Annotated in this window: 23 protein-coding genes; 17 read left to right on the top strand and 6 right to left on the bottom strand. The window is 68.1% G+C overall.

The genetic code is table 11. The features are described from left to right. Positions 1-18 precede the first annotated feature (18 nt). The 7 genes from accB to LIN44_RS03975 all read left to right on the top strand — a co-directional run bounded on the left by accB (position 19) and on the right by LIN44_RS03975 (position 6,688). Positions 19-486 (top strand): acetyl-CoA carboxylase biotin carboxyl carrier protein, encoded by a 468-nt coding sequence (gene accB, locus LIN44_RS04005; RefSeq protein WP_227313604.1) that lies wholly within the window; start codon positions 19-21, stop codon positions 484-486. 249 nt (positions 487-735) lie between these two features. Beyond that, positions 736-2,088: an acetyl-CoA carboxylase biotin carboxylase subunit gene (accC, locus tag LIN44_RS04000; RefSeq protein ID WP_227313603.1), complete on the top strand. Its 1,353-nt coding sequence runs from the start codon at positions 736-738 to the stop codon at positions 2,086-2,088. A 39-nt stretch (positions 2,089-2,127) separates the two neighbouring features. Next, complete coding sequence (prmA, locus tag LIN44_RS03995; RefSeq protein ID WP_227313602.1) at positions 2,128-3,021, top strand: 50S ribosomal protein L11 methyltransferase; 894 nt, start codon at positions 2,128-2,130, stop codon at positions 3,019-3,021. Positions 3,022-3,030: 9 nt separating this feature from the next. Beyond that, on the top strand, positions 3,031-4,497 hold the full coding sequence (locus LIN44_RS03990) for a DUF3426 domain-containing protein (protein WP_227313601.1): 1,467 nt from the start codon (positions 3,031-3,033) through the stop codon (positions 4,495-4,497). 97 nt (positions 4,498-4,594) lie between these two features. Next, the gene (gene tpx, locus LIN44_RS03985; RefSeq protein ID WP_114130927.1) at positions 4,595-5,095 is read left to right on the top strand and encodes a thiol peroxidase; all 501 of its coding nucleotides are present in this window, start codon (positions 4,595-4,597) and stop codon (positions 5,093-5,095) included. A gap of 130 nt (positions 5,096-5,225) precedes the next feature. Continuing rightward, positions 5,226-6,173 (top strand): carbohydrate kinase family protein, encoded by a 948-nt coding sequence (locus LIN44_RS03980; protein ID WP_227313600.1) that lies wholly within the window; start codon positions 5,226-5,228, stop codon positions 6,171-6,173. A gap of 38 nt (positions 6,174-6,211) precedes the next feature. Next, positions 6,212-6,688, top strand: a complete 477-nt coding sequence (locus LIN44_RS03975; protein ID WP_062801738.1) for a hypothetical protein — start codon at positions 6,212-6,214, stop codon at positions 6,686-6,688. A 269-nt stretch (positions 6,689-6,957) separates the two neighbouring features. Here the strand turns inward: LIN44_RS03975 and LIN44_RS03970 are convergent, their stop codons facing one another. After that, positions 6,958-7,539 carry a histone H1-like DNA-binding protein gene (locus LIN44_RS03970; RefSeq protein WP_062801739.1) on the bottom strand — a complete coding sequence of 194 codons (582 nt, stop codon included), beginning with the start codon at positions 7,537-7,539 and terminating at the stop codon, positions 6,958-6,960. 1,506 nt (positions 7,540-9,045) lie between these two features. On the opposite strand from LIN44_RS03970, the gene LIN44_RS03965 reads away from it, so the two are divergent. Beyond that, the gene (locus tag LIN44_RS03965; protein ID WP_116383560.1) at positions 9,046-9,510 is read left to right on the top strand and encodes a DUF2147 domain-containing protein; all 465 of its coding nucleotides are present in this window, start codon (positions 9,046-9,048) and stop codon (positions 9,508-9,510) included. Positions 9,511-9,634: 124 nt separating this feature from the next. Here LIN44_RS03965 and LIN44_RS03960 read toward each other — a convergent pair whose 3' ends face one another. Both LIN44_RS03960 and LIN44_RS03955 read right to left on the bottom strand, forming a co-directional pair. Further along, complete coding sequence (locus LIN44_RS03960) at positions 9,635-11,737, bottom strand: TonB-dependent siderophore receptor (RefSeq protein ID WP_227313599.1); 2,103 nt, start codon at positions 11,735-11,737, stop codon at positions 9,635-9,637. Between the two features lie 175 nt (positions 11,738-11,912). Beyond that, a complete protein-coding gene (locus tag LIN44_RS03955; protein WP_227313598.1) occupies positions 11,913-12,785 on the bottom strand; it encodes a LysR family transcriptional regulator in 873 nt (290 codons plus the stop codon). 132 nt (positions 12,786-12,917) lie between these two features. Between LIN44_RS03955 and LIN44_RS03950 the strand changes: the two genes are divergently transcribed. The 3 genes from LIN44_RS03950 (at position 12,918) to LIN44_RS03940 (ending at position 15,839) form a co-directional block, all read left to right on the top strand. Continuing rightward, positions 12,918-13,310 carry a 4-oxalocrotonate tautomerase gene (locus tag LIN44_RS03950; protein WP_227313597.1) on the top strand — a complete coding sequence of 131 codons (393 nt, stop codon included), beginning with the start codon at positions 12,918-12,920 and terminating at the stop codon, positions 13,308-13,310. A 203-nt stretch (positions 13,311-13,513) separates the two neighbouring features. Beyond that, on the top strand, positions 13,514-14,905 hold the full coding sequence (locus LIN44_RS03945) for a GntP family permease (protein ID WP_227313596.1): 1,392 nt from the start codon (positions 13,514-13,516) through the stop codon (positions 14,903-14,905). Between the two features lie 100 nt (positions 14,906-15,005). Continuing rightward, positions 15,006-15,839 carry an aldo/keto reductase gene (locus LIN44_RS03940; protein ID WP_227313595.1) on the top strand — a complete coding sequence of 278 codons (834 nt, stop codon included), beginning with the start codon at positions 15,006-15,008 and terminating at the stop codon, positions 15,837-15,839. A 19-nt stretch (positions 15,840-15,858) separates the two neighbouring features. Here the strand turns inward: LIN44_RS03940 and LIN44_RS03935 are convergent, their stop codons facing one another. Next, positions 15,859-16,272 (bottom strand): hypothetical protein, encoded by a 414-nt coding sequence (locus tag LIN44_RS03935; protein ID WP_227313594.1) that lies wholly within the window; start codon positions 16,270-16,272, stop codon positions 15,859-15,861. A 213-nt stretch (positions 16,273-16,485) separates the two neighbouring features. Here LIN44_RS03935 and LIN44_RS03930 point away from each other — a divergent pair, with 213 nt between their 5' ends. Continuing rightward, positions 16,486-17,064, top strand: a complete 579-nt coding sequence (locus tag LIN44_RS03930; protein ID WP_227313593.1) for a YSC84-related protein — start codon at positions 16,486-16,488, stop codon at positions 17,062-17,064. Between the two features lie 107 nt (positions 17,065-17,171). Continuing rightward, positions 17,172-18,071, top strand: coding sequence for a recombination-associated protein RdgC (locus LIN44_RS03925; RefSeq protein WP_227313592.1), 900 nt, complete (start codon positions 17,172-17,174; stop codon positions 18,069-18,071). Positions 18,072-18,125: 54 nt separating this feature from the next. Here LIN44_RS03925 and LIN44_RS03920 read toward each other — a convergent pair whose 3' ends face one another. Continuing rightward, positions 18,126-18,569: a thioesterase family protein gene (locus LIN44_RS03920; protein ID WP_227313591.1), complete on the bottom strand. Its 444-nt coding sequence runs from the start codon at positions 18,567-18,569 to the stop codon at positions 18,126-18,128. 276 nt (positions 18,570-18,845) lie between these two features. Here LIN44_RS03920 and LIN44_RS03915 point away from each other — a divergent pair, with 276 nt between their 5' ends. After that, entirely contained in the window at positions 18,846-19,838 is a 993-nt protein-coding gene (locus tag LIN44_RS03915; protein ID WP_227313590.1) for a tripartite tricarboxylate transporter substrate binding protein, read from the top strand. 23 nt (positions 19,839-19,861) lie between these two features. On the opposite strand, the gene LIN44_RS03910 is transcribed toward LIN44_RS03915, so the two are convergent. Continuing rightward, on the bottom strand, positions 19,862-20,761 hold the full coding sequence (locus tag LIN44_RS03910) for a LysR family transcriptional regulator (RefSeq protein WP_227313589.1): 900 nt from the start codon (positions 20,759-20,761) through the stop codon (positions 19,862-19,864). A gap of 242 nt (positions 20,762-21,003) precedes the next feature. Between LIN44_RS03910 and LIN44_RS03905 the strand changes: the two genes are divergently transcribed. From LIN44_RS03905 to LIN44_RS03895, 3 genes are read left to right on the top strand one after another with little or no spacing between them, the layout of a single operon-like run. Further along, the gene (locus LIN44_RS03905; protein ID WP_227313588.1) at positions 21,004-22,002 is read left to right on the top strand and encodes a tripartite tricarboxylate transporter substrate binding protein; all 999 of its coding nucleotides are present in this window, start codon (positions 21,004-21,006) and stop codon (positions 22,000-22,002) included. Between the two features lie 25 nt (positions 22,003-22,027). Further along, positions 22,028-22,798 (top strand): class II aldolase/adducin family protein, encoded by a 771-nt coding sequence (locus LIN44_RS03900; protein ID WP_227313587.1) that lies wholly within the window; start codon positions 22,028-22,030, stop codon positions 22,796-22,798. 34 nt (positions 22,799-22,832) lie between these two features. Beyond that, complete coding sequence (locus LIN44_RS03895; RefSeq protein WP_227313586.1) at positions 22,833-23,873, top strand: TauD/TfdA family dioxygenase; 1,041 nt, start codon at positions 22,833-22,835, stop codon at positions 23,871-23,873. The last annotated feature ends 125 nt before the right edge of the window (positions 23,874-23,998 follow it).

The following is a 23,998-nucleotide window of genomic DNA, read 5'->3' as shown; positions in this document are numbered from 1 at the left end:
ATTCAGGAGGATAAAAAGATGGACCTGCGCAAGCTGAAGACGCTTATCGACCTGGTGGCCGAATCCGGCATCTCCGAGCTGGAAGTCACCGAAGGCGACGGCAAGGTACGCATCGTCAAGCAACCGCCGCAAGTCGTCGCCGCGCCGATGGCCATGCCGCAGATGCAGGCCCTGCCCGCCGCCGCTCCGGCCGCGGCTGCCCCCGCCAGCGCGGCCGCACCGGCCGCCGAGCCGGTTGCGCAGCTGCCCGCCGGCCATGTGGTGACCTCGCCGATGGTGGGCACGTTCTACCGTGCCCCGTCGCCGGGTGCCGCGCCCTTCGTCAACGTCGGCGACGCGGTCAAGGAAGGCCAGACCGTCTGCATCATCGAAGCCATGAAGCTGCTCAACGAGATCGAGTGCGACAAGGCCGGCGTCATCAAGGAAATCCTGGTCGAGAACGGCCAGGCGGTGGAATACGGCCAGCCGCTGTTCGTCATCGGCTGATCCTGACCGGCATGCCGGGCCGGAAAGAACGCCGCCGGCCGCGCAAGCGGTCCACTGCGGCCCGTCCCGCGCGGCATGCCACGGTGCTTCCCGCGCCAGGGACGTTGTGGGCTTCGCGGCCCGTTCCGAGCAGTTCCAGGCAAGTTCCCGCAGTTTCGCCGCCGGTGTGGCTACAGGCCATCATCGAGCGCGCCCGGCGTGCCATCGCGCTGCGCAGCGGGACCGCTACTGTTCTCGCAGAGAGAGACCATGTTTGAAAAAATTCTGATCGCGAACCGCGGCGAAATCGCTCTTCGCATCCAGCGCGCCTGCCGCGAACTGGGCATCAAGACGGTCGTGGTGTACTCCGAGGCCGACAAGGAGGCCAAGTACGTGCGCCTGGCAGACGAAGCCGTCTGCATCGGCCCGGCCCCGTCGCCGCTGTCGTACCTGAACATGCCCGCCATCATCTCGGCCGCCGAGGTGACCGACGCGCAGGCCATCCACCCCGGCTACGGCTTCCTGTCCGAGAACGCGGACTTTGCCGAGCGCGTGGAAAAGTCGGGCTTCGTCTTCATCGGCCCGACCGCCGACAGCATCCGCCTGATGGGCGACAAGGTCTCGGCCAAGCAGGCCATGATCAAGGCCGGCGTGCCGTGCGTGCCCGGCTCGGACGGCGCCCTGCCCGACGATCCCAAGGAAATCCTGGCGACCGCGCGCCGCGTGGGCTACCCGGTGATCATCAAGGCCGCCGGCGGCGGCGGTGGCCGCGGCATGCGCGTGGTGCATACCGAAGCCGCGTTGATCAACGCCGTCAACATGACGCGCGAAGAAGCCGGCCGCGCCTTCGGCAATCCCGAGGTCTACATGGAGAAGTTCCTCGAGAACCCGCGCCATGTGGAAATCCAGATCCTGGCCGACCAGCACAAGCAGGCCATCTGGCTGGGCGAGCGCGACTGCTCGATGCAGCGCCGCCACCAGAAGGTGATCGAGGAAGCGCCCGCGCCGCATATCCCGCGCCGCCTGATCGAGCGCATCGGCGACCGCTGCGCCGAGGCCTGCAAGAAGATGGGCTACCGCGGCGCCGGCACCTTCGAGTTCCTGTACGAGAACAACGAGTTCTACTTCATCGAGATGAACACGCGCGTGCAGGTCGAGCACCCGGTCACCGAGATGATCACCGGCATCGACATCGTGCAGGAGCAGATCCGCATTGCCTTCGGCGAGAAGCTGCGCTTCCGCCAGAAGGACGTGCAGTTCCGCGGCCACGCCGTCGAATGCCGCATCAACGCCGAAGATCCGTTCAAGTTCACCCCGTCGCCGGGGCGCATCACGGCCTGGCACATGCCCGGCGGACCCGGTGTGCGGGTCGACTCGCACGCGTATGATGGCTACTTCGTCCCGCCCAACTACGATTCGATGATCGGCAAGATCATCACTTACGGCGCCACGCGCGAGCAGGCCATCGCCCGCATGCGCATCGCGCTGTCGGAAATGGTGGTGGACGGCATCCAGACCAACGTGCCGCTGCACCGCGAGCTGATGATGGACGCCAACTTCGTCGAAGGCGGCACCAGCATCCACTATCTCGAGCATCGCCTGGCAGAACGCGCGAAGGCCTGAGCACCGGTCTGAGCAACCCGCAGCAACAGAAGGAAGCCCGTGGCATTTCAGGAATGTGTGATCGAAGTGGCGCAGGACCAGGCCGAGGCCTGGTCTGACGCCCTGTTCGACCTCGGCGCGCTGTCGGTCTCGGTGGAAGACGCCGACGCCGACACGCCCGATGAGCAGCCGCTGTTCGGCGAGCCCGGGCTGGAACCGAAGCAACTCGCGTGGAACCGCTCGCGCGTGGTCGCGCTGTTCGGCGACGACGCCGATCCGGCCGTGGTGGTGGCAGCCGCCGCCAACCAGCTCGGCATCGACCCGGTGCCGGCGTACCAGCTGCGCGCGGTCGAGGACCAGGACTGGGTGCGGCTGACGCAGTCGCAGTTCGAGCCGATCCGCGTCGGCGAGCGCATCTGGGTGGTGCCGTCGTGGCACGACGCGCCCGAGCCCGACGCCGTGGTGCTGGAGCTCGACCCGGGCCTGGCCTTCGGCACCGGCAGCCATCCCACCACGCGGCTGTGCATGCAGTGGCTGGAGCAGAACCTGAAGCCGGGCGAAACCGTGCTCGACTACGGCTGCGGCTCCGGCATCCTGGCCATCGTCGCGCGCAAGCTCGGCGCGGGCGATACGGTCGGCATCGACATCGACCCCAACGCCGTGGAAGCGTCGCGCTACAACGCCGAACGCAACCGCGTCGAGGCGTCGTTCGCGCTGCCGGAATCGGTGTCCGACGCGAGCTACGACCTGGTGGTCGCCAATATCCTCTCCAATCCGCTCAAGCTGATGGCCGCGATGCTGAGCGCGCGCGTGCGCAGCGGCGGACGGCTGGTGCTGTCCGGCGTGCTGGAGCGCCAGGCCGAAGAAGTCGCCGCGGCCTACGCGCCCTGGCTGCCGCTGACGGTGTGGCGCAGCGAGGAAGGCTGGGTCTGCCTGCACGGCACCCGCCCCTGATTCCGCCCGATGGCCGCCGTCAAGCTAGTCACGCGCTGCCCGGCCTGCCGCACCGCCTTCCGGCTGGTCGCCGACCAGCTGCGCCTGCGCCAGGGGCTGGTGCGCTGCGGCCAGTGCGAAACGGTGTTCGACGCGCGCGAGCACCTGATCGAGATTCCGATGCCGGCGGGCACTACCGCGGGCAGCGCCCCTGCTCCGGCACAGAAGCCGGCAGCATCCCCCGCGCCTGCCCCGGCTGCCGCTGAAACCACCGCGCCACCCGCATCGTCACCGGCGGCAGCCGCGCCGACGCCCGTCCCGACTCCCGCCGTCACACCGACCATCGATCCCGGCTACGACGTGCCGGCGCTGGATGCGCCGACCATGCTGATGTCCTCGCCCGAGGACATGGCAGTGCCGCCGCAAGCCGGCATGGACGATGCCGAGATCGAGCGCGCGCTGCGGGAAGCCAACGCAGCCGTGGCCGACCGCGATGCGCGCGACGCGCAGCGCCAGGCTGCAGGACCGGTCGCCGATGCAGCACCGGCACCGGCACCGGCACCGGCGGCGCAGCAGCCGACTGCGGCCGTTGCCTGGCCGGCGCTCGATCACGGCGCGCTCGATACGCCGGCCGCGAAACCTGCGGCGCCGGCCCCGGGCGCCATCCGCAGCGCGAGCGAGTTCCTGCGCGCGGCATCGGCCGATGAAGGCACCGAGCCTGCGCCGTGGCCGGATCACACGCCGCGCCCGGCTGAGATCCCATCCCGCCCGCCCTCGCCGTCCTCGCCGTCCTCGCCATCCTCGCCGGCCCCAGTCCCCGCCGCTGCCGACGAAGATGACGCGCCTGCCAGCGCCGCCGACCCCATCGCCAGCGTCACCGGCGGCGCGGTCGCACGCGAGCAGGCCACCCGCCGCTGGGTCCGCACCGAAGCACCGGCCGGCCCGGTCTTCGCCCCGGACTTCCTGCGGCATGCGCGCGAGCGCGAGCGGGAACGCCAGCCGCGCCAGCCCCTTGCGGTGCCCCGCGCCGCGTGGCGCGCGCTGGCCGTGGTGCTCGCCATCGCCGCACTGTTGCAGCTGGCGTACCTGGGACGCAGCCAGCTCGCCGGGCATCTGCCGATGCTGCGCCCCGCGCTCGAGGCGGCATGCGCGCCGCTGGGCTGCACGGTGCCGCCGTGGCGCGACATCGATGCGCTGCGCATCGAGACCTCGCAGCTGCAGCGCCAGGATGAAGGCGGCGACACCTACCTGCTGGCCGTCACGCTGCGCAACCTGGGCCGGGCCAGCACCGCGCTGCCGGCGATCGAGCTGGTGATGACCGACCTGCAGGACCAGCTGCTGCTGCGCCGGGTGCTGCAGCCCGCCGAATACCTGGAGCCGTCGCAGCAGGCCTTTGCCGCGCAAGGGCTGCGCGCGGGCATGGAGCTGCCGGTTCGGGTACGATTCCGGACGCAGCAGGCGCCAGCCAACTATCGCGTGCTGATTTTTTACCCCTGAATTACTGGCCCGCCGCCTGACCGAATCCGAGTCTGGCAGCGAGCCTCGCCCCCGCTCCGGACCGCAACCGGAATCCATCAGATATCAAGGAGTAGACATGAGCAACGTCACCCTCGGCGGCAACGCCATCGAAGTCGCAGGCAAGTTCCCGCAAGCCGGCGACAAGGCGCCCGCCTTCTCGCTGGTCGGCAAGGACCTGAAGGACGTCACGCTGGCCGACTTCGCCGGCAAGCGCAAGGTGCTGAACATCGTGCCGAGCCTGGATACGCCGGTGTGCCAGGCGTCCGCGCGCAAGTTCAACGAGGCCGCCAGCGGCCTGGCCAACACCGTGGTGCTGACCATCTCCGCCGACCTGCCGTTCGCCATGGGCCGCTTCTGCACCGCCGAGGGCCTGGCCAACGTGGTGCCGCTGTCGACCATGCGCGGCGCCGAGTTCAAGGGCAACTACGGCGTCGACATCAAGACCGGCCCGCTCGCCGGCGTGACCGCCCGCGCCGTGGTGGTGCTGGACGAGAACGACACCGTCAAGTACAGCCAGCTGGTGCCCGAGATCAAGAACGAGCCCGACTACGACGCCGCCCTGGCCGCGCTGAAGTAACAGGCGGCGCGCCTGCGATGTCAGCGGCCGCCCGCAACCACGGGGCGGCCGCTTCTGTTTTCTGCGTTACCGCTTCTGCCCGCAAGGGCGCCGATCCACCGAAACCCCAAACCCGACACCTGGAGAGAGCATGGCCAGCCTGATCTGCGGCTCCGTCGCCTACGACACCATCATGACGTTCGACGGACGCTTCCGCGAACACATCCTGCCGGACCAGATCCACATGCTGAACGTCTCGTTCCTGGTGCCCGGCATGCGGCGCGAATTCGGCGGCTGCGCCGGCAACATCGCCTACACGCTCAAGATGCTGGGCGGCGATCCGGTGGTGATGGCTACCGTCGGCATCGACGCCGAACCCTACCTGGAATACCTGCGCAAGCTCGGGATCCCCACCGGCCATATCCGCGTGCTGCCGGAGACCTTCACCGCGCAGGCGATGATCACCACCGACCTGGACAACAACCAGATCACCGCCTTCCACCCTGGCGCAATGAGCCAGTCGCAGCTGAACCACGTCAAGGACGCGCTCGGCGGCACGCCGGTGCCGAGCCTGGGCATCGTCGCACCCGACAGCCGCGAAGGGATGCTGCACCACGCGCGCCAGTTCGCCGAAGCCGGCGTGCCGTTCATCTTCGATCTGGGCCAGGCGATGCCGCTGTTCAACGGCGACGACCTGCGCGAGTTCGTTGAACTCGCCAGTTACGTGACAGTCAATGACTACGAGGCGCAGATCCTGCTGTCGCGCACCGCGTGGACCAGCGCCGAGGTTGCCGCCAAGGTTCGTGCCTTCATCGTCACGCACGGCGAACGCGGCGCCAGCATCTTTGCCGATGGCCGCCAGTACGCGATCCCGGCCGTTGCGGCCGAGCGCATCGTCGACCCGACCGGCTGTGGCGACGCCTTCCGCGGCGGCCTGCTCTTCGGCATTGAAAACGGATTAGACTGGGAAACGACAGGCCGCCTCGCATCGCTGATGGGGTCGGTCAAGATCGCGCAGCAGGGTCCGCAGAACCACTGGTTGTCGCGCGAGGAAATCGGCAACCGGTTCCAGTCTGCATTCGGGTACCGCTACGCCTGAGCTGCGGCCGGCGCGTGGCGAATTTATCGGGAACTGACATGAACAACAAGCTACGCGGCGGCGCGCTTGCCGTCCTTGGTGCCACCCTGGTTGCCACGCTGGCGGCCGGCTGCGCCACGCAATCCAATTCCAACAGCGTCTACAGCACCGGCCAGGCGCAGCGCGAGCAGACCGTGCGCTACGGCGTGGTCGAAGGCATCCGCGAGGTCACCATCCAGGGCAGCCAGAGCGGCGCCGGCACGCTGGCCGGCGGCGCCATCGGCGGCATCGCCGCCGGCAGCACCATCGGCGGCGGCAACGGTGCGGTGGCGGCCGGCATCCTCGGCGCGGTGCTGGGCGGCATCGCCGGCAGCGCGGCCGAGAACAAGATCAACCAGCGCCGCGCGCTGGAGATCACGGTGCGCCTGGACAACGGCGAGATGCGCGCGATCACGCAGGAGGCCGACGAAGCCTTCCGCCCCGGCGAACGGGTGCGGCTGCTGTCGTCGGGCGGCGTGACCCGCGTCACGCACTGACGGCCGGCAGGTCCCCCGCCAAGGGCGAACCCAGGGCGCCGTACCCGCAAGGGTGCGGCGCTTTTTCTTTGGCCGCTCAGGTCGCCTGGCCCCGCCGTCGCCAGACTTGCGCGCCCATGAAAAAACCCGCCGGGCGTTAGCCATCGGCGGGTCGGCAAGACTCAGCTGTCTTGCGGACCGGATACGCGGTATCCGGTCATGTCGGCACGACTTGCGTGCCGTGGTGGTTCCTTGCGGAACGGCTAAGGTCCACGCCGTGGCGGCGCAGCTTACGGACGGTTGCCCGTCGGGAACGGCCAGGCAGCAGCCGGGTTCAGCGCGGTCTTGGCAGCCGAAGCGGGAGCAACGGCAGGGGCCGCGGCAGGCTTGGCGGCAGCCTTCTTGGCAGCCGGCTTCTTGGCAGCGGCCTTCTTGGCGGCCGGCTTCTTGGCAGCAGCCTTCTTGGCCGGTGCAGCCTTCTTGGCAGCAGCCTTCTTGGCGGGCGCCTTCTTGGCAGCAGCCTTCTTGGCCGGTGCGGCCTTCTTGGCGGCGACCTTCTTCACCGCGGCCTTCTTGGCCGGTGCCTTCTTGGCGGCTGCCTTCTTGGCCGGTGCTGCCTTCTTGGCGGCGACCTTCTTCACTGCGGCCTTCTTGGCCGGTGCTGCCTTCTTGGCGGCTGCCTTCTTGGCCGGTGCGGCCTTCTTGGCAGCGACCTTCTTCACCGCGGCCTTCTTGGCCGGTGCCTTCTTGGCGGCTGCCTTCTTGGCGGCCGGTGCAGCCTTCTTGGCGGCGACCTTCTTCACAGCAGCCTTCTTGGCGGCCGGCTTGGCGGCCTTCTTAGCCGCCGGCTTTTTCTTTGCAGCAGTTGCCATGGATAACTCCTTCACTAGAGAGTGAATATCGAATGACCTAAGTTGGCGACCCGACCGACCCGAGGCGCGCCACAGCAGCGCGGCCCCAGTCGAGCGAGCGATTCATCGGCGTGCGGCCCGACCACTGCTGCACGCTAATGAATTCGGTTGCAGGGGCACCGCCCATGGCGGTGACTTGGCGGCCGGCGCGAGCCCGCAAGCGGGTCTCGGGCACATGCCGCGCCCTGGAATATTCGATCAGCCCGCACCGCCCGTTGAGCCGGCGCGCGGCCAGAAATGAGGAGATATCGGACAGCAGGCCTGCGGTGCGGGCTTGGCCTCGCGCACGGCAGGCGGCATTCATTCGGTGGTAGCGGGTCCAACCCGTTAATGGACCAAGGGAGACTGCACGCGTTTTAAGAAGCCGGTCGGGGCTGGTCTGCGTCAAAGTTCTCGTGCTCCTCAGCTACTACCTTCGTCATTGCATCGAAGCGCGCATCGCGCTTTTCGGTTCCATCTTGCTTCCTGCTTCGCTGCAATGAAGTGAGACTCTTGTCAAGGCGAATCATAATTCGTTTGCACGATGATGTTAAGAAAAAAGTGCAAAAAAACTTGCCTGCATGCACCGCTCCAACTAGTTCTCACGCGCGTCGTCATGAAGACGTTGCCGACGACATGCAAACGCGTCGCGCGCATGCGCGTGCAGAGACCGATCACGCGTGCTTGCGCGCGCGGCGCGATCCCCCTTCGATGACTTCGCGCGCCGCAGCTTTTACACACCGCCGCGCGTAGCGATGACAAGGCGCGCAGCGTGCGCGCAGCGACTGCGAAAGTCGCTGCCGCGCGTCCTCGCACTTTCCGAAAAGCCGCATGGACAAAGGCTTTGCGGGCGATGCACGGAAACACGGGCGGCACGCCTCGAGCCGTGCGTCGGCAAGCTCCGATACGCGCGCGACGCGAACACCGGCGCGCGCTCTGCATGCTTTACACACGCGACCCGGCACACGCACAGCGCACCGCGGCCAGTGCGCGACGACACCGGCATCGGTCGCTGCGCGACACCATCGCCGAGTGTGCGAGAGAGTGATGCGTGCACGCAACGGTTTGCATCGAAGCAACATCGCGAGGGCAGCGCGAAGGCATCGCCGAGGCATCGAAGCGTTGCGATCGAGCCAAGCCGCGACGACAGCGAAGCATCGCGGCAACACTCCGGCAGTCGCTGCGACGAGGTCGCGTCGTGCCGCGCGATCGGGAGCGCGCGCGGCGCGCTTTCGGCAGGCACTCGCACCGTCGCGAAGCACGCGGCAAGGTGCCGCCCGGTGCGTCGTACGTCCGCTTAGAGGATTGCTTCAGCGGCCGCGCGCAGGCGCGTTTTGCTGCGCCACAAAAACCCGCAAACGCCCGCTGCATGCGGGCTGGCGGTCAGCAGGCAAGCACCGCGCATCGGCGCCTGCCGGTCCGCGGCGGATTGCGGCGCGGCGGCTGCGCCAGTAGATTGGCGTGGCTACGGACCTCAAAGGAGACATCATGCGCAGCCCTTCCCTCATTGCCTGCACCGTGCGCGCCGCGGTGCTGGCCGCCACCCTGCTCGGCAGCGCCGCGGCGCTGGCGCAGGCCACGCCGAGCGGCACATGGAAGACCATCGACGACAACACCGGCAAGCCGCGCGGGCTGGTGGAGATCACCGAGAAGAACGGCGTCTACAGCGGACGCCTGCTCAAGAGCTTCGTCGACAGCGACGGCAAGCCGCGGGTGTGCGACAAGTGCACCGACGCACGCAAGGACCAGCCGCTGATCGGCATGACCATCCTGTCCGGCCTGCGCAAGACCGGCGACAACGAGTGGAGCGGCGGCGAGATCCTCGATCCGGAAAACGGCAAGGTCTACAAGAGCAAGATGTCGCTGGCCGAGGACGGCAACAAGCTCAACGTGCGCGGGTTCATCGGCATCAGCCTGATCGGGCGCACCCAGACCTGGGAGCGCGAGCACTGAGCGCTGGCGGACTCAGGGTTTCTCCGGGGCATGCCGTTGCATGTCCGGCTGAAAGAGAAACAGCAGGCGAAAAAAAACCGGGCGGTGATGAACCGCCCGGTTTTTTTGTCCCCGATGCTGCGCTTTACATGCGGTAGCGCAGGGTGGCCATGACGCTGCGCGGAGCGCCCGGCATGTTCAGGTTGGGGCTGCTGCCGTGCGCCGAGACGATGTAGCCCTTGTCGAACAGGTTGTACACGTTGAGCTGGGCCTCGAAGGCGCCGCGGCGGTACCAGGCCATCGCGTCGGCGGTGACGTAGCCGGGCAGCGTGACGGTGTTCTGCGGATCGGCATAGCGCGCGCCCACCAGGTTGGCGCCAAGGCCGACACCGAAGCCGTGGCCCAGGTCCTTGGTCACCCACAGGTTGCCGGAGTGGCGCGGCGTGATGGTGGCACGCTTGCCCTGCAACGCGGCGCTGGACTTGGTGACGGTGGCGTCCAGGTAGGCGTAGCCGGCCAGCATGCGCCAGCCGCTGCCGAGCTCGGCCGCGCCGGAGATCTCCACGCCGTCGGTGCGCTGCTCGCCAATCGGGATCAGCACGTTGTTGGGCGAGCTCACCTTGATGTTGGAGCGCTCCAGTCGGAACACCGAGATCGTGGTGCTGGCCTTGCCGTTCAGCCAGTCGTACTTGGCGCCCACCTCGGTATTGTTGGTAGTCTCCGGGGCCAGGTCGGCGTTGTTCGCGGCCAGCGCAAACGCCTCGCCCGACGGCTGGAACGACTTGCTCCACGACACGTAGTACGACTGGGTCTTGCTGGGCTGCCACACCAGGCCGGCACGCGGGCTCCAGGCGGAGTCGCTGCGCGACAAGTCACGCTGGCCGGCGATGCGGTTTTTGGTCTCCTGCTGGAAGTTGTCGTAGCGCACCCCGACCAGCGCCTTCCACTGCTCGCTGAAGGTGATCATGTCCTGGGTGTAGAACGCCAGCGTGTCGAAGACACCCAGGTTCGAGGTGGTCGGGTTGCCCGGCGCCTGGCGCGGCAGCACCGGCAGCACCGGGTTGAACAGGTCGAAGGTACCCGGCACCGGCTTGGTGTTGTTGATCTGGTCCTTGTTCTGCTGACCGATCTCCATGCCGTACAGGATTTCGTGCCTGGTGCCGAAGATCGTCGCCTTCTGGATCAGGTCGGTCTGGTTGAACCAGCCATGTTCCTCACGGCGGACATTGCCGTGGTTCATGGTCAGCCGTTGCGTCGCCTCGTTGACGGCCGCGGTCAGCGTATTGTTCCGATCCAGCGAGTAGTGGTAATACCGCGTCGCATTGCGGATCGACCAGTTCTCATTGAAGCGATGGTTGATGGTGGCAGTGCCGGAGAACACACGCGACTGCGAGTAGTCCGCATCGCGCGCGTTGGCCGCACCGTAGTAGCGCGACGCCGGCACGTCCACCGGCCGGCCGCGGTAAGCCGGGATGCCGAAGTCGGTCACGCGGCGGTCTTCCAGGTAGTCGGCCTGGAACAGCACGGTGGTCTCGGGCGCGACCCGCAGCTCCAGCGACGGTGCGATCGCCGCGCGGTCCAGGAACTGCTGCGAGCGGTAGCTGTTGGCCTTTTGCACCGCGCCGGTCACGCGGAACGCGGCGGCGCCGTCGGCGAACACGCGGCCCACGTCGGCTTCGGCGCGGCGGTCGGCCCACATGCCGTAGCTGAGCGCGAAGTCGGTGACGTCGATGCCCGGCTTCTTGGTCACGCGGTTGATCAGGCCGCCCGACGAGCCGCGCCCGTACAGCACCGCTGCCGGTCCCTTGACGACCTCGACACGGTCGACGTTGGACATGTCGCGGAAGTACAGCGCATCGTCGCGGATGCCATCGACGAACTGGTCGGCGATGGCGGTGAAGCCGCGGATCGAGACCTGGTCGCGCTGGCCGTCGCCGTGCGAGAACGACACGCCCGGCACGTTCTTCAGTGCGTCCTGCATCGAGGTGGCGTGCTGGTCGCGCATGACTTCGGCGGTGACCACGTTGACGGTTTGCGGGACGTCGCGCAGCGGCGCTTCGGTCTTGGTGGCGCTGACCGCATTGGGCGGGTTGTAGCCCGCGCCCAGTTCACGGCTGACGTCCGCCTTGACGGTGACCTCCGGCAACTGCGCCGGGGTCGCCGGTGCGGATTGCGCCCACACCAGCATCGGTTGAAAAACGAAGCTCCCCGCCACCGCGGCACAAATCGGGTGAAGTTTTATTCTCATTGGCCTGTAATCGACTGTAATAATTTGAAAAAGCGGGCGAATTATCGATTACCGAATTGTCATGGTCAACGAGATTGCGAATTATTCCTATTCCCAATCAAGATATGTTGCTTTCAACACAACCGGGTTGGCCGGCGCGCTTTGATTTGTGACTTTCTGATCTCAGGTGGGCCGGCTAGGCCAGTTGCGTAGCGAGCGCATCGCGCGCCTCGGCAATGAATGCCGATTCGCCGCGCCGTCCCGGCAGCAGGAAGAACTCCGCCTCGGGCAGCCGCGGCAACCCCAGCCGCGCGATGGAGGCGGCGTCAAGCGGCGCCACGCCCGGCCCGATCGCCGACGCGTTCAGGCACGACAGGCCCAGCCCCGCAGCCAGCGCCAGGTGCAGCCCCGCCACGCCGGACGCTGAATGCGCGATCTCGAACGGCACGCGCTTGCGCACGAGCCGCTGCACCACGTACTGGTGCAGCGAGCAGGTATCGGGCAGCAGCACCAGCGGCAGGGTCGCCGGCAGGCTCTCGGCCTCGGCCGGCGCCGCCACCCAGGCGAGCGGCTCGCGCCGCAGCACCGTGCCGCGCGCAGCGGTTCCGCGCGTGCCTGGCAGCCGCATGCTGAGGCCGATATCGAAGGCGTCGCGCGCCGCGGCGGCATCGATCGCCGCGCTCTTCATCACCGTCACGTGCAGGCGCAGGTACGGATAGCGCTCGCGCAGGCGCCGCAGCATGCCGGCGATCTCGCCGGGGCGGAAATAGTCGGTCACCGCCAGCCGCAGCTCGCCCTCCAGCGCGTGGCCGCGCAACTCCTGCAAGGCCAGTTCGTTGAGGTCCAGGATGCGCCGCGCATGAGCCAGCAGCCGCTGTCCGGCCGGCGTCGGCTGCGCGCCGTGGCGGCCGCGCGTCAGCAGCGGCACGCCGGCGCGCTCTTCCAGCTTGCGCAGCTGCTCGCTGACCGACGACTGCGACAGGAACAGCCGGGGCGCCGCGGCCGACAGACTGCCGCTGTCGGCAACCATCACGAAGGTGCGCAACTGGTCGATGTCGAATCCCCGCATGGCTTGGCCTCCGGCAAGGGTTGGAGTGGTTTCGTCATAGCCGATGGAACGCATCGGTTATTCCCGCTTCTCCGATACTACACCACGCCCTAACATGGCTTCACCAACCCGCCCAAACCCAAGGAGCCCGCCATGCCCCACATCGTCCTGCACCTGTCCGGCCACCCCGATGCCGACCTCACCCGCCGCAGCGCCAGGGCCATCGCCGACCTGACCGAGCGCGTGCTCCGCAAGCAGCGCGACGTGATCGCCGTGACGGTGCAGTACATCCCGCACGACAGCTGGATCATCGCCGACGCACCGTTGTCCGAACTGGGCCGCAACGCCTTCCACCTGGACATCAGCGTGACCGATGAAACCAACACCAAGGCGGAGAAGGCGCAGTTCATCGCAGCCGTGTTCGAGACCATGTCCGGCCTGCTCGGCAACCTGCATCCGGTCTCTTACGTCCACGTGATCGACGCACGCGCCGCGGCGTATGGCTACGGCGGACGCACGCAGGAGTATCGCCACCAGCACGGGTGAAGCCGGCCGTCTCCTTCCTGCCGCCGCCCGCCACCGCCGCGGCCGCGGCGAGCCCCAAGGGTTTCGCCGCCGGCCAGGCTGTGGCACAGTCGCCGGCTGATCCCTTTTCCTGACGCACAGAGAGAGACAACGCGCCACAAGCGCAGGCCCCCCGCGCGGCAACGGACCGCACCTCAGGAGAAGGCAACCCTGAAGGAGATCCGATGTCGTTCCTGATCGTACTGGCAGCCCTTGCCTTTCTGATGTTCGCCGCTTACCGCGGCTACAGCGTGATCCTGTTCGCGCCGATCGCCGCGCTGGCCGCGGTGCTGCTGACCGACCCGTCGGCGGTGGCGCCGGTGTTCAGCGGCATCTTCATGGAGAAGATGGTCGGCTTCGTGAAGCTGTATTTCCCCGTGTTCTTATTAGGCGCGGTGTTCGGCAAGGTGGTCGAGCTGTCCGGCTTTTCCGAATCCATCGTCGCCGCGGCGATCCGCTATATCGGGCGCTCGCGCGCCAACGCGGTGATCGTCACGGTGTGCGCGCTGCTGACCTATGGCGGCGTGTCGCTGTTCGTGGTGGTGTTCGCGGTCTACCCGTTTGCCGCCGAGCTGTATCGCCAGAGCAACATCCCCAAGCGGCTGATGCCGGGTGCGATCGCGCTGGGCGCGTTCTCGTTCACCATGGATTCGCTGCCGGGCACGCCGCAGATCCAGAACATCATCCCCACCAATTTCTTCAACACCACCTCGTGGGCCGCGCCGGTGCTGGGCGTGGCGGGGTCGCTGTTTATCCTGGTGGTGGGCCTGAGCTACCTGGAATGGCGCCGCCGCGCCGCCGCCGCGCGCGGCGAGGGCTATGGCACCAACCTGCGCAACGAGCCCGAGCGCAGCCAGGCCGGCAAGCTGCCGCACCCGCTGCTGGCGCTGCTGCCGCTGGTGGTGGTGGGCGTGGCCAACTTCTGGCTGACGCGGATGATTCCGCTGTGGTACGGCGAATCCAGCAGCGTGGCGCTGCCCGGCCTGGCCAGCCCGGTGGAAACCAAGATCGCCAGCGTCACCGCGATCTGGGCGGTGGAAGGCGCGCTGCTGCTGGGCATCGCCGTGGTGCTGGTGAGCGCCTTCGGCGCGCTGCGCGAACGCTTTGCCGAGGGCACCAAGGGCGCGGTCGGCGGGGCGCTGCTGGCCTCGATGAACACCGCGTCGGAATACGGCTTCGGCGGCGTCATCGCCGCGCTGCCGGGCTTCCTGGTGGTCAGCGACGCGCTGCGCGCGATTCCCAACCCGCTGGTCAATGCCGCGGTCTCGGTCAGCACGTTGGCCGGCATCACCGGCTCGGCCTCGGGTGGCATGAGCATTGCGCTGGCGGCGATGTCGGAGACCTTCATCGCCGGCGCACAGGCCATGCAGATCCCGCTGGAAGTGCTGCACCGCGTGGTGTCGATGGCCAGCGGCGGCATGGACACCCTGCCGCACAACGGCGCCGTGATCACGCTGCTGGCCGTGACCGGCCTGACCCACCGCGAGTCCTACCGCGATATCTTCGCGGTCACGCTGATCAAGACCGCCGCGGTGTTCTTTGTCATCGCGCTGTATTTTCTGACCGGACTGGTTTGAAGCATTGCCGGCGCGCGCCGGTTGTACATTGCCGGTGTTGTTAACTAGTGTGGTTGGGTGCCGCCGGGCGCCCGATCCCGGCCAACCTGGAAGCCAAGCGATGAAGCAAGTCACCCTGCCCGACGGCGAGCGCGTCCCGGCGCTCGGCATGGGCACATGGAATATGGGCGAGTCGCCCGCCGCGCGCGCGGAGGAGATCGCCACGCTGCGCCTGGGGCTGGACCTGGGCCTGCGCCTGATCGATACCGCCGAGATGTATGGCGAAGGCCAGTCCGAGGCCATGATCGGCGAGGCCATCGCCGGCCGGCGCGACCAGGCCTTCCTGGTCAGCAAGGTCTACCCCTTCAACGCCAGCCGGCGCGGCACCGTGCAGGCCTGCGAGCGCAGCCTGAAGCGGCTGCGCACCGACCGCATCGACCTGTATCTGCTGCACTGGCGCGGCGGCGTGCCGCTGGAAGAGACGGTGCGGGCCATGGAGGCGCTGCAGCGCGACGGCAAGATCCGCCACTGGGGCGTCAGCAATCTTGACCTGTCCGATATGCAGGAATTGTGGGACGCGCCCGGCGGCAGCCGCGTGGCGACCAACCAGCTGCTGTACAACCTGGGGCGGCGCGGCATCGAGTGGGACCTGTTGCCCTGGCTGCGCCAGCGCGGCGTGCCGGTGATGGCCTATTCCCCGATCGAGCAGTCGCGGCTGCTGGGGCATCCCGGGCTCAAGCGCTTCGCGCGCGACCACGGCATGAGCGCGGCGCAGGCGGCGCTGGCCTGGCTGCTGGCGCAGGACGGCGTCATCGCCATCCCCAAGACCAGCCGGCGCGAGCGCCTGCAGGAAAACCTGGAGGCGCTGTCGAAGACGCTGTCACCGGCCCAGCTGGCCGAGATCGACCGCATCTTCCCACCGCCCGACGGCCCGGGGCCGCTGGAAATGCTCTGAGCCGCCGGCGCGCCCGCCGTCAGTTCTGGCGGGCCAGGTAGCGCTCGCGCTCGACGTAGCGCACCAGGTAATGGCGCGCCTTGTCGCGGGTGTCGCTGGTCACGCGCGCGGCCGCCTGGCGTGCGCTGCTCTTGCCGTGCGACGACGACATCTGCGCATCGAGATAACCGCGGAAGGCAGTGTGCATCGCGTCCAGTTCCGGCTGGCACGCGGCCAGCGCGAGATCGGCCACGTCCTTCGACTGGCCCTTGGCCGACAGGTTGTCGTTCGCCTTCTTCTGCGTGCAATCCATGTATTTGGCGCGCAGCGCCTGCCATTCGCTGCCGGTGTCGGCCGCCGGGGCCGATGCCGCGGCGTCTGTGGAAGCACCCGGAGGCTGGGACGCGCATGCGGCCAGCAGAAGCAGCGGCAAGGCGGTGAGAAGTTTTTTCATGCGGATCAAGATGCGGTGACGGCGCCGCGGCGGTCACATGGGGGCATAAGCCAGCCATGGGACGTAGCGGGCGCAAGGTCCATTATTCTGGCCGCGAACGCCCATCCTGCACCACCTTCGTCACAAATGGAAACGACTCCTTGGCCTGAATCATTTGCCCAGGTGATTTCGGCGCCTATGCTTCAAAGGCGACAACAACACCAAGGAGACGAGATGAAACGTCGAACCTTCCTTTCGGCCAGCGCGGGTCTGGCCCTCGGCACGCTGGCCACCGGCGCGTGCACCACCACCAAGCCCGACGCGCCTGCCGACAAGGGCGCGCGCCGGCGCGAACTGGACTCCGGCGCGGACGCCACGCTGTCGCGCCTGTACAGCTCGGTCAACGGCTCGCGCGAGCTGGGCAACCGCGCGCGCGGCATCCTGGTGTTCCCGAAGACCCTGTCGGCCGGCTTTATCGTCGGCGGCGAGTATGGCGACGGCGCGCTGCGCTCGGGCGGCGGCACGCGCGGCTATTACCGGCTGATCTCGGGCTCGGTCGGCTGGCAGATCGGGGCGCAGTCCAAGTCGGTGATCCTGATGTTCATGACGCAGGACGCCTACGACAAATTCGTGCGCAGCAGCGGCTGGACCGCGGGCGTCGATGCCACCGTGGCGCTGGCCACGATTGGCGCAAACGGCGTGCTCGACACCAACACCGCGCAGCAGCCCATCGTCGGCTTCGTGCTGACCAATGCCGGCCTGATGGCGGGGCTGAGCTTCGAGGGCAGCAAGATCACCCGGCTCGACCTGTAGCAGCGCTGAGCGGTTGCCGCCGCGCGGCCGTCAGGTCGCGCGGCGCCGGGTTTTTTCTTGACCGCGCGCCGCGGGCGTTAGAATTCGTCCCTTTGGCCGAATTCCCCATGTGGTTCAAGAATCTGCAGGTCCATCGTTTCTCCGCCCCGTGGTCGCCGAGCGCCGACGAGGTCGAAGCCAGCCTGGCGAAGCACGCCTTCTTTCCCGGCACCAGCCTCGAAATGCAGACGCAAGGCTGGGCCTCGCCCCGTGACAACGGCCAGCTGGTCCATACCGTCGGCCGCCAGATGCTGCTGACGCTGCGCACCGAAAAAAAGCTGCTGCCAACCACCGTGGTCAACCAGGTCACGCGCGCCCGCGCCGCAGAGATCGAAGAGCAGCAAGGCTACAAGCCGGGCCGCAAGCAACTGAAGGAACTGAAGGAGCAGGTCACCGAAGAACTGCTGCCGCGCGCCTTCAGCATCCGCCGCGACACGCGCGTGTGGATCGACCCGGACAACGGCTGGCTTGCCATCGACGCCGCCGCCGCGGCCAAGGCCGATGAAGTGCGCGGCATGCTGTTCAAGGCGCTGGACCCGCTGCCGCTGATCAACCTGCACGTCAACCAGTCGCCGGTGGCGGCGATGACCGAATGGCTGGCCGGCGATGCGGCCCCCGCCGGCTTTACCGTCGACCAGGAAATCGAGCTGCAGTCCGGCGCCGAAAGCAAGGCCACGGTCCGCTACGTGCGCCACCCGCTCGACCCCGAAGACCTGCGCCGCCATATCGCCGCCGGCAAGCGCTGCACGCGCCTGGCGATGACCTGGAACGACCGCGTCTCGTTCGTGCTGACCGACGGGCTGGTGGTCAAGAAGGTGGCGCCGCTCGACGTGATCAAGGAACAGGCCGACGGCACCGCGCACGATGAAGACGAGCGCTTCGACGCGGACTTCACCATGATGGCGGGCGAGCTGTCCGGCATGCTGGTCGACCTGACCGAAGCGCTTGGCGGCGAGCGCAAGGCCTGAGCCGCCTTGCCGGCAAAGCCGTGGCGCGGTCGCCGGACTGCGCCACGCCGGCGGCTATTCCACCCAGTTCACCTTGGGGAAGCGCCCGGCGAATCCTGCCGGCATCGCCACCACGCGCTTGGCCACGTAGTCGAAAAAGACGAAGCCCGACTTGGCCATCGCGATCAGCGCGCCATCGGCCGGCCGCGTGATGCGGAAGATGATGTCGCCGCCATACTTGTTGAAGTCCATCACGCCCACCTCGAACAGCAGCTGGTCGCGCGCATGGGCCTCGTTGCGGTACATCGTGGCCAGGTCGGTGACGATGATCCCCACCCCTTCCTCGCGCACATCCTCGCTGCCGAATTCGAACAGGAACCGCGCCCGCGCCTCTGAAATCATTGAGATCATCGAATCATTGGCAAGGTGGTTGGCCGAATTGATGTCCGTCACGCGCACAGTGAGGTGTGTGGCGTAGCAAAGCTGGTCGGCGGGCAGTTCGAGTTTGAGGCGGGCCATGTTGGATCAAGCAGGAAATGGATCAAGCGCCGCACGGACCGGACTGACTGAACGCGCCGGCAGCGGCGGCGCCATCTTAAGCGATGCCGCGGTTCGAATCGCGGTACGGCCGCATGCCCTGCGCAAACCCGATCCGGGTAACTACTCCCCACCGTTTTCGTCCATTCCGTCGATGCCGCGACGCGCCGCGGCCTCGTACGCTGCGCCTTGCCGTGGCCACCTGCGCTGACGCCAGGGGCCGCATGCCGACATGACGTCAACCTTGGAGGAAACATCATGCAAGCCGACCGCCGCAAGGCCCTGCACTGGCTGGGAGCCGGATCCCTGGCCGCCGCCGCTTCAACCCTGGGAATCGGCCCGGCCCGGGCCCAGCAGTCCTGGCCCGCGCGCCCGGTGCGGCTGGTCGTGCCGTATCCGCCCGGGGGCGCCACTGACGTGCTGGCGCGCGCGCTGGGCGACCCGCTGGGCAAGCTGTGGCAGCGCCCGGTGATCGTCGAGAACCGCCCCGGCGTGGGCGGCATGATCGGCGCCGACGTGGTCGCCAAGGCGCAGCCGGATGGCTACACGCTGCTGCTGGGCCTGCCCAGCCTGGTGCAGACGCCTTATATGGTGGCCAAGCCGCCGTTCGACCCGCTGCGCGACCTCACCGCCATCGGCCAGCTGTGCACCTCCAGCCTGGTGCTGACCGCCAGCAGCGCCATGCCGCGCACGCTGCCGCAGATGGTGGCCCTGGCCAAGTCCCAGCCGGACAAATTCTCCTATGGCACCTATGGCATCGGCACCGGCGCCCACCTCTACATGCAGGTGTTCCTGAAGAATGCCGGCGCCCAGCTGGTGCACGTGCCGTACAAGGGCGAAGCGCCGATCGCCACCGACCTGATCGGCGGCCAGATCTCGCTGGGCACGCTGTCGCCGATGACGGTGCGCCAGCACGCGCGCACCGGCAAGCTGCAGCCGCTGGCGGTGACCGGCAACACCCGCGCGCCGATGCTGCCCGACGTGCCGACCTTCCAGGAACTCGGCTTCAAGGGCCTGGACGGCCCCGCCTGGCTGGGCCTGTTTACCACCGCCGGCACGCCGCAGGCCATCGTCGACAAGATCGCGGCGGACGTCGAAACCGTGATGGCCGCGCCCGACATCCGCCAGCGGCTGGGCGACCTGGGCCTGATCGTCAAGACCACGCAGCCGGCGGCGTTCGCGGCGACGACCCGTGCCGACCAGGCGTACTGGGGCAGCGTGATCAAGGAAAACAATATTCGGCTGGATTGAGCCGCCGCGCCGCCTGCGCCTGTTCAGATGCCAGCTTCCCCGCACCAGTGCACCAGCGCATCGCGGAAGTCGCGGCACAGCGGCGACAGGTAGGCGCTGGCTCGCCAGAACACGGCCAGCTCATACCGCCAGTACATGTCCTCACCCTCGATGGCTTGCAGCCCCTGCCCCACCGCCTGTCGCAGCAGGCGCTGGGGCATGATGCCGAGCAGGTCGGTGTTGCGCAGCAGGTCGGCAAACGACACCGACGAGCTGGTGCTTTCAACCGTCACGCGCGGTGGCGGTAGCCCGCGGCTGGTGAAGCGCCCCTCAAAGCCGCTGCGCACATAGAGCGAGGTGGCGGGCGCGACCCAAGCCTCGTCGACCAGATCGGCCAGCGAACGCCAGCGCGCGCGGCGTGGATGATCCGTCCGCGCCACCACTTGCAGTGTCAGCGCCCCCAGCGGCAGGTACTGGACACCCTCGGTGGCTCCATCCGGCATGGCGGCGCAGACCAGGTCCACCTCGCCGCCCTGGAGCGCCGCCATCAGCTGCGGGCTCAGGTGGGTGGCGATCGAGAACCGGGCCAGCGGCCGGCTGGCCAGGAACTGCTCCAGCAGCGGCGAGAACAGCGACGGCACCAGGTGCGGCAACGTCGCCACGCGCACCTGGCCGACGCGCGCGTGACGCTCGTCGTTGATCTCGCTCTCCATGTCGTCATTGGCCAGCACGATGCGCCGTGCGTGCGCCAGCAGCTTGTGCCCGACCGCGGTCAGCATGACGCCGCGCGGCATGCGTTCGAACAGCTGCAAGCCGGCTTCCGCCTCCAGCCGCGCCAACACCTTGGACAGCGACGACTGGGTCAGTCCCAGCGTGCCTGCGGCCTTGTGCAGGTTGCCGTGCTCGGCTACCGCCAGGAACAGTCGTAGGTCTTCGGTTTTCATGGCATTCCAGTAACGGGCCGGGGTTGCGCGGTGTTGCCGGTCCGGCGCGGCCATTCTAGTGCGTGATTCCAGTTCGGAATCGCTTTGCCGGGAGCCGGCATCCCGGCACGCAGGCAGGCGCCATAGACTTTTCCGCAGGCAGCACAGGACGGTGATCCTGCACAGCCCGGACACACGGGACGCCTTGCACGCATCCGGCTCCACCCGAGCGCGCGCTGCCGCCGACCAGAACAGGAGACCCCATGCCCCCGACCTTCGACGCCCGTCGCCGCGCCTTGCTGAACGCGCTGCCGGCAGCTGCCCTCGCTCCCGCCATGGCCGCTTTCGGCCTGCCCGCCACCGTGCGGGCCCAGGGCTGGCCTGCGCGCCCCATCACCCTGATCGTGCCTTTTACTGCCGGCGGCGCCACCGACGTGCAGATGCGGGCGCTGTGCCTGGCCGCCTCGAAGACGCTGGGCCAGCCGATCGTGATCCAGAACCAGCCCGGCGTAAGCGGCACGCTGGGGCCCGCGGCGATGGCGCGCGGCGCGGCACGCGACGGCTACACGCTGGCGTTGATCACGCCGGCGCTGTTCCGCCTGCCCCACTTGCAGCCGGTGAGCTACGACGCCCGCAAAGACTTCACCTACATCATCGGCCTGACCAGCTATGTGTACGGCATCTCCGTGCCGGCGGGCTCGCCGTGGAAGCGCTTCGGCGACTTCATCGAATATGCGCGCGCCAACCCCAGCAAGCTCAACGTGGCCGCCGTGGGCACCGGTTCGCTCGGCCAGATCACCGTGCGCCGGCTCGAGCAGCAGGCCGGCATCCGGCTCAACTTCATCCCGTTCAAGGGCGGCGCCGATGCGCTCTCGGCGCTGCTGGGCGGCCATGTCGACGTGATGATCGAAGCCGGCTGGGGTGCCATGGCCGAAGCCGGCAAGGTGCGCCTGCTGGCCGTGGCCGAGCCGCAGCGCCTGAAGCGCTGGCAGGCCGTGCCGACCTTGCGCGAACTGGGCTACGACATCACCGTGCAGTCGGAAATCGGCATTGCCGGCCCGCGTGCGCTGGACCACGCGGTGGTCACCACGCTGCACGACGCCTTCCGCCAGGCCACGGCGGACCCCGTCTACGTGCGCGCGCTGGAAGCCGAATCGATGCCCAACCGCTATATGAATACCGCCGACTACCAGCACTACGCCGCGTCGCAGTTCGCCAGCGACAAGCGACTGGTGGCCGAACTCGGCATCCGGCTGGACTGAGCCGCGCACGCGCAGGAGCCAGGACATGAGCGAAACCGATCCGATCCGTCCCGCCGCCGTCACGGACGCCGAGTGGGCAGCCCGCATCGAGCTGGCGGCGCTGTACCGTGCCATCCACCGGTACGGCATGACCGACCTGATCTACAACCACATCACCGCGCGGGTGCCGGGCGAGCCCGAGCACATCCTGCTGAATCCCTACGGGCTGCTGTACCAGGAGGTGACCGCGTCCAGCCTGTACAAGATCCACCTGAACGGCGACATCGTCTACCGGCCTGAGGGCGACGCTGGCGAACTGGGGCTTAACCCCGCCGCCTACGTGATCCACACCGCCGTCCACGCCGCGCGCCATGACGCGCTGTGCGTGCTGCACACCCATACGCGGGCATCGTCGGCCGTCTCGGCGATGGCCTGCGGGCTGCTGCCGGTATCGCAGCATGCGCACATGTTCTACGGGCGCATCGCATACCACGATTTTTCCGGCCCGGTGGTCGACCTGGCGCAGCAAGGCCGGCTGGTGCAGGACCTGGGCTCTCAACACGCGATGATCCTGCGCAACCACGGCCTGCTGGTTTGCGGCCGGACCATCGCCGAAGCCTTCTTCAACATCTACTGGCTGGAAACGGCCTGCAAGATCCAGGTCGATGCCGTCGCCGGCGGCGAGCTGGTGATGCCGTCGCAGGCGTCGCTGGAAGCCAGCCGCAAGGCCTTCGGCCGCATCCCGATCCGCGGCGACCGCGAATGGGCGGCGGTGCGGCGCGACCTGGACCGAATCGATCCTTCCTACCGGGACTGAGCCCGGTACGACCGAATACCGAATGGAGACCACGATGACCGAGAATATCCTCGCGGCCGATGCCGTAACCTTTGCCGTGTCAGTACCCGACCTGGGCCCGGACGTGCACTGCCACGTGCTGCAGCCCGGCCACCCGCCGCTGTTCATCGAACCCGCCGGCGCGGTGCTGCACGAGCGCGCGCGCTTCCGCGAGTGGTCGCGCACGGTGCGCCCGGTGCTGGACGCGCTGATCCTGGAGCACGGCGGCATCGTGCTGCGCGGCTTTCCCACCGTCGGCACCGAGGACTTCGCTGCTTTCATCGAACAGTTTCCCGTCTTTGACGGCGGCTACGCCGGTGGCCGCGCCCCGCGCGAAACCATCAGCGGCCGCGTGATGGAAGCCACGCGGCTGTCAGCCAGCGTGCGTCTGGCGGTGCATTCCGAAATGGCCTACCGCCGCGACTACCCGCGCCGAATCGCCTTTTTCTCTCGCAAGACCGCCGAGGTGGGCGGCGAAACGCTGATCGCCGACGTGCGCCAGCTGGCCGAGCGCATGGATCCGGAACTGGCTGGCAAGATCGCCCGGCTGGGCTCCCGCACCGCCATCAACTTCGGCCCGCGGCGCGATGCGGACGATGCCTCTTACGCGCACATGGACGAGCGCGGCTGGAACCAGTCGTTCCATACCGAGGATCCGGCCGAGGTGAACCGCCTGTGCGCAGAGCGCGGACTGGAGCCGGCGTGGCATGACGACGGCAGCCTGACCGTGTTCAATGCGCTGGAACCGTTTGTGATGCATCCGCAGACCGGCCGCAGGCTGTACCGCTCGATCCTGCATATGCAGCCGCAGGTGGAACATCCCGAGCAGGAACGGGAACGGCGCCAGCGCCAGAAGTACCCCACCGGCGCCACGCTGGGCAATGGCGAACCGCTGACCGATGCCGAACGCGCGCATATCGACCAGCTCTGCGACCAAGCCACCTATAGCTGGCCGTGGCGCGACGGCGATGTGATGGTGCTCGACAACCTGCAGGTCTGGCACGGCCGCAATCCCTACCAGGGCACGCGCGACGTGCAGGTGGCGCTGCTGGATTGAGCCGGCGAGGCGGCGCGGCGCGCGCGGCGCGCGCGGCGCGCGGCCCGACATCCTAGCCGCTTGCGCAGCCCTCGAACATCACTCAATTGCAGCAATTTGCCCCCGGTGTTGCGTGGCGGCGGCAA

It is taken from the genome of Cupriavidus sp. MP-37 (genome assembly GCF_020618415.1).
GTDB lineage: Bacteria > Pseudomonadota > Gammaproteobacteria > Burkholderiales > Burkholderiaceae > Cupriavidus.
The sequence above is the reverse complement of the archived record's forward strand: the minus strand, read 5'-3'. Positions and strand labels throughout refer to the sequence as shown.

Coding starts and splice junctions, on each gene's coding strand:
- LIN44_RS03915 (WP_227313590.1), top strand. CDS start 18,846: ATGCAAGCCGACCGCCGCAAGGCCCTGCACTGGCTGGGAGCCGGATCC.
- LIN44_RS03965 (WP_116383560.1), top strand. CDS start 9,046: ATGCGCAGCCCTTCCCTCATTGCCTGCACCGTGCGCGCCGCGGTGCTG.
- accB (WP_227313604.1), top strand. CDS start 19: ATGGACCTGCGCAAGCTGAAGACGCTTATCGACCTGGTGGCCGAATCC.
- LIN44_RS03970 (WP_062801739.1), bottom strand. CDS start 7,539: ATGGCAACTGCTGCAAAGAAAAAGCCGGCGGCTAAGAAGGCCGCCAAG.
- LIN44_RS03940 (WP_227313595.1), top strand. CDS start 15,006: ATGAAGCAAGTCACCCTGCCCGACGGCGAGCGCGTCCCGGCGCTCGGC.
- LIN44_RS03925 (WP_227313592.1), top strand. CDS start 17,172: ATGTGGTTCAAGAATCTGCAGGTCCATCGTTTCTCCGCCCCGTGGTCG.
- LIN44_RS03990 (WP_227313601.1), top strand. CDS start 3,031: ATGGCCGCCGTCAAGCTAGTCACGCGCTGCCCGGCCTGCCGCACCGCC.
- LIN44_RS03905 (WP_227313588.1), top strand. CDS start 21,004: ATGCCCCCGACCTTCGACGCCCGTCGCCGCGCCTTGCTGAACGCGCTG.
- LIN44_RS03950 (WP_227313597.1), top strand. CDS start 12,918: ATGCCCCACATCGTCCTGCACCTGTCCGGCCACCCCGATGCCGACCTC.
- LIN44_RS03930 (WP_227313593.1), top strand. CDS start 16,486: ATGAAACGTCGAACCTTCCTTTCGGCCAGCGCGGGTCTGGCCCTCGGC.
- LIN44_RS03980 (WP_227313600.1), top strand. CDS start 5,226: ATGGCCAGCCTGATCTGCGGCTCCGTCGCCTACGACACCATCATGACG.
- LIN44_RS03975 (WP_062801738.1), top strand. CDS start 6,212: ATGAACAACAAGCTACGCGGCGGCGCGCTTGCCGTCCTTGGTGCCACC.
- LIN44_RS03960 (WP_227313599.1), bottom strand. CDS start 11,737: ATGAGAATAAAACTTCACCCGATTTGTGCCGCGGTGGCGGGGAGCTTC.
- LIN44_RS03920 (WP_227313591.1), bottom strand. CDS start 18,569: ATGGCCCGCCTCAAACTCGAACTGCCCGCCGACCAGCTTTGCTACGCC.
- LIN44_RS03900 (WP_227313587.1), top strand. CDS start 22,028: ATGAGCGAAACCGATCCGATCCGTCCCGCCGCCGTCACGGACGCCGAG.
- LIN44_RS03955 (WP_227313598.1), bottom strand. CDS start 12,785: ATGCGGGGATTCGACATCGACCAGTTGCGCACCTTCGTGATGGTTGCC.
- LIN44_RS03945 (WP_227313596.1), top strand. CDS start 13,514: ATGTCGTTCCTGATCGTACTGGCAGCCCTTGCCTTTCTGATGTTCGCC.
- accC (WP_227313603.1), top strand. CDS start 736: ATGTTTGAAAAAATTCTGATCGCGAACCGCGGCGAAATCGCTCTTCGC.
- LIN44_RS03935 (WP_227313594.1), bottom strand. CDS start 16,272: ATGAAAAAACTTCTCACCGCCTTGCCGCTGCTTCTGCTGGCCGCATGC.
- LIN44_RS03910 (WP_227313589.1), bottom strand. CDS start 20,761: ATGAAAACCGAAGACCTACGACTGTTCCTGGCGGTAGCCGAGCACGGC.
- tpx (WP_114130927.1), top strand. CDS start 4,595: ATGAGCAACGTCACCCTCGGCGGCAACGCCATCGAAGTCGCAGGCAAG.
- LIN44_RS03895 (WP_227313586.1), top strand. CDS start 22,833: ATGACCGAGAATATCCTCGCGGCCGATGCCGTAACCTTTGCCGTGTCA.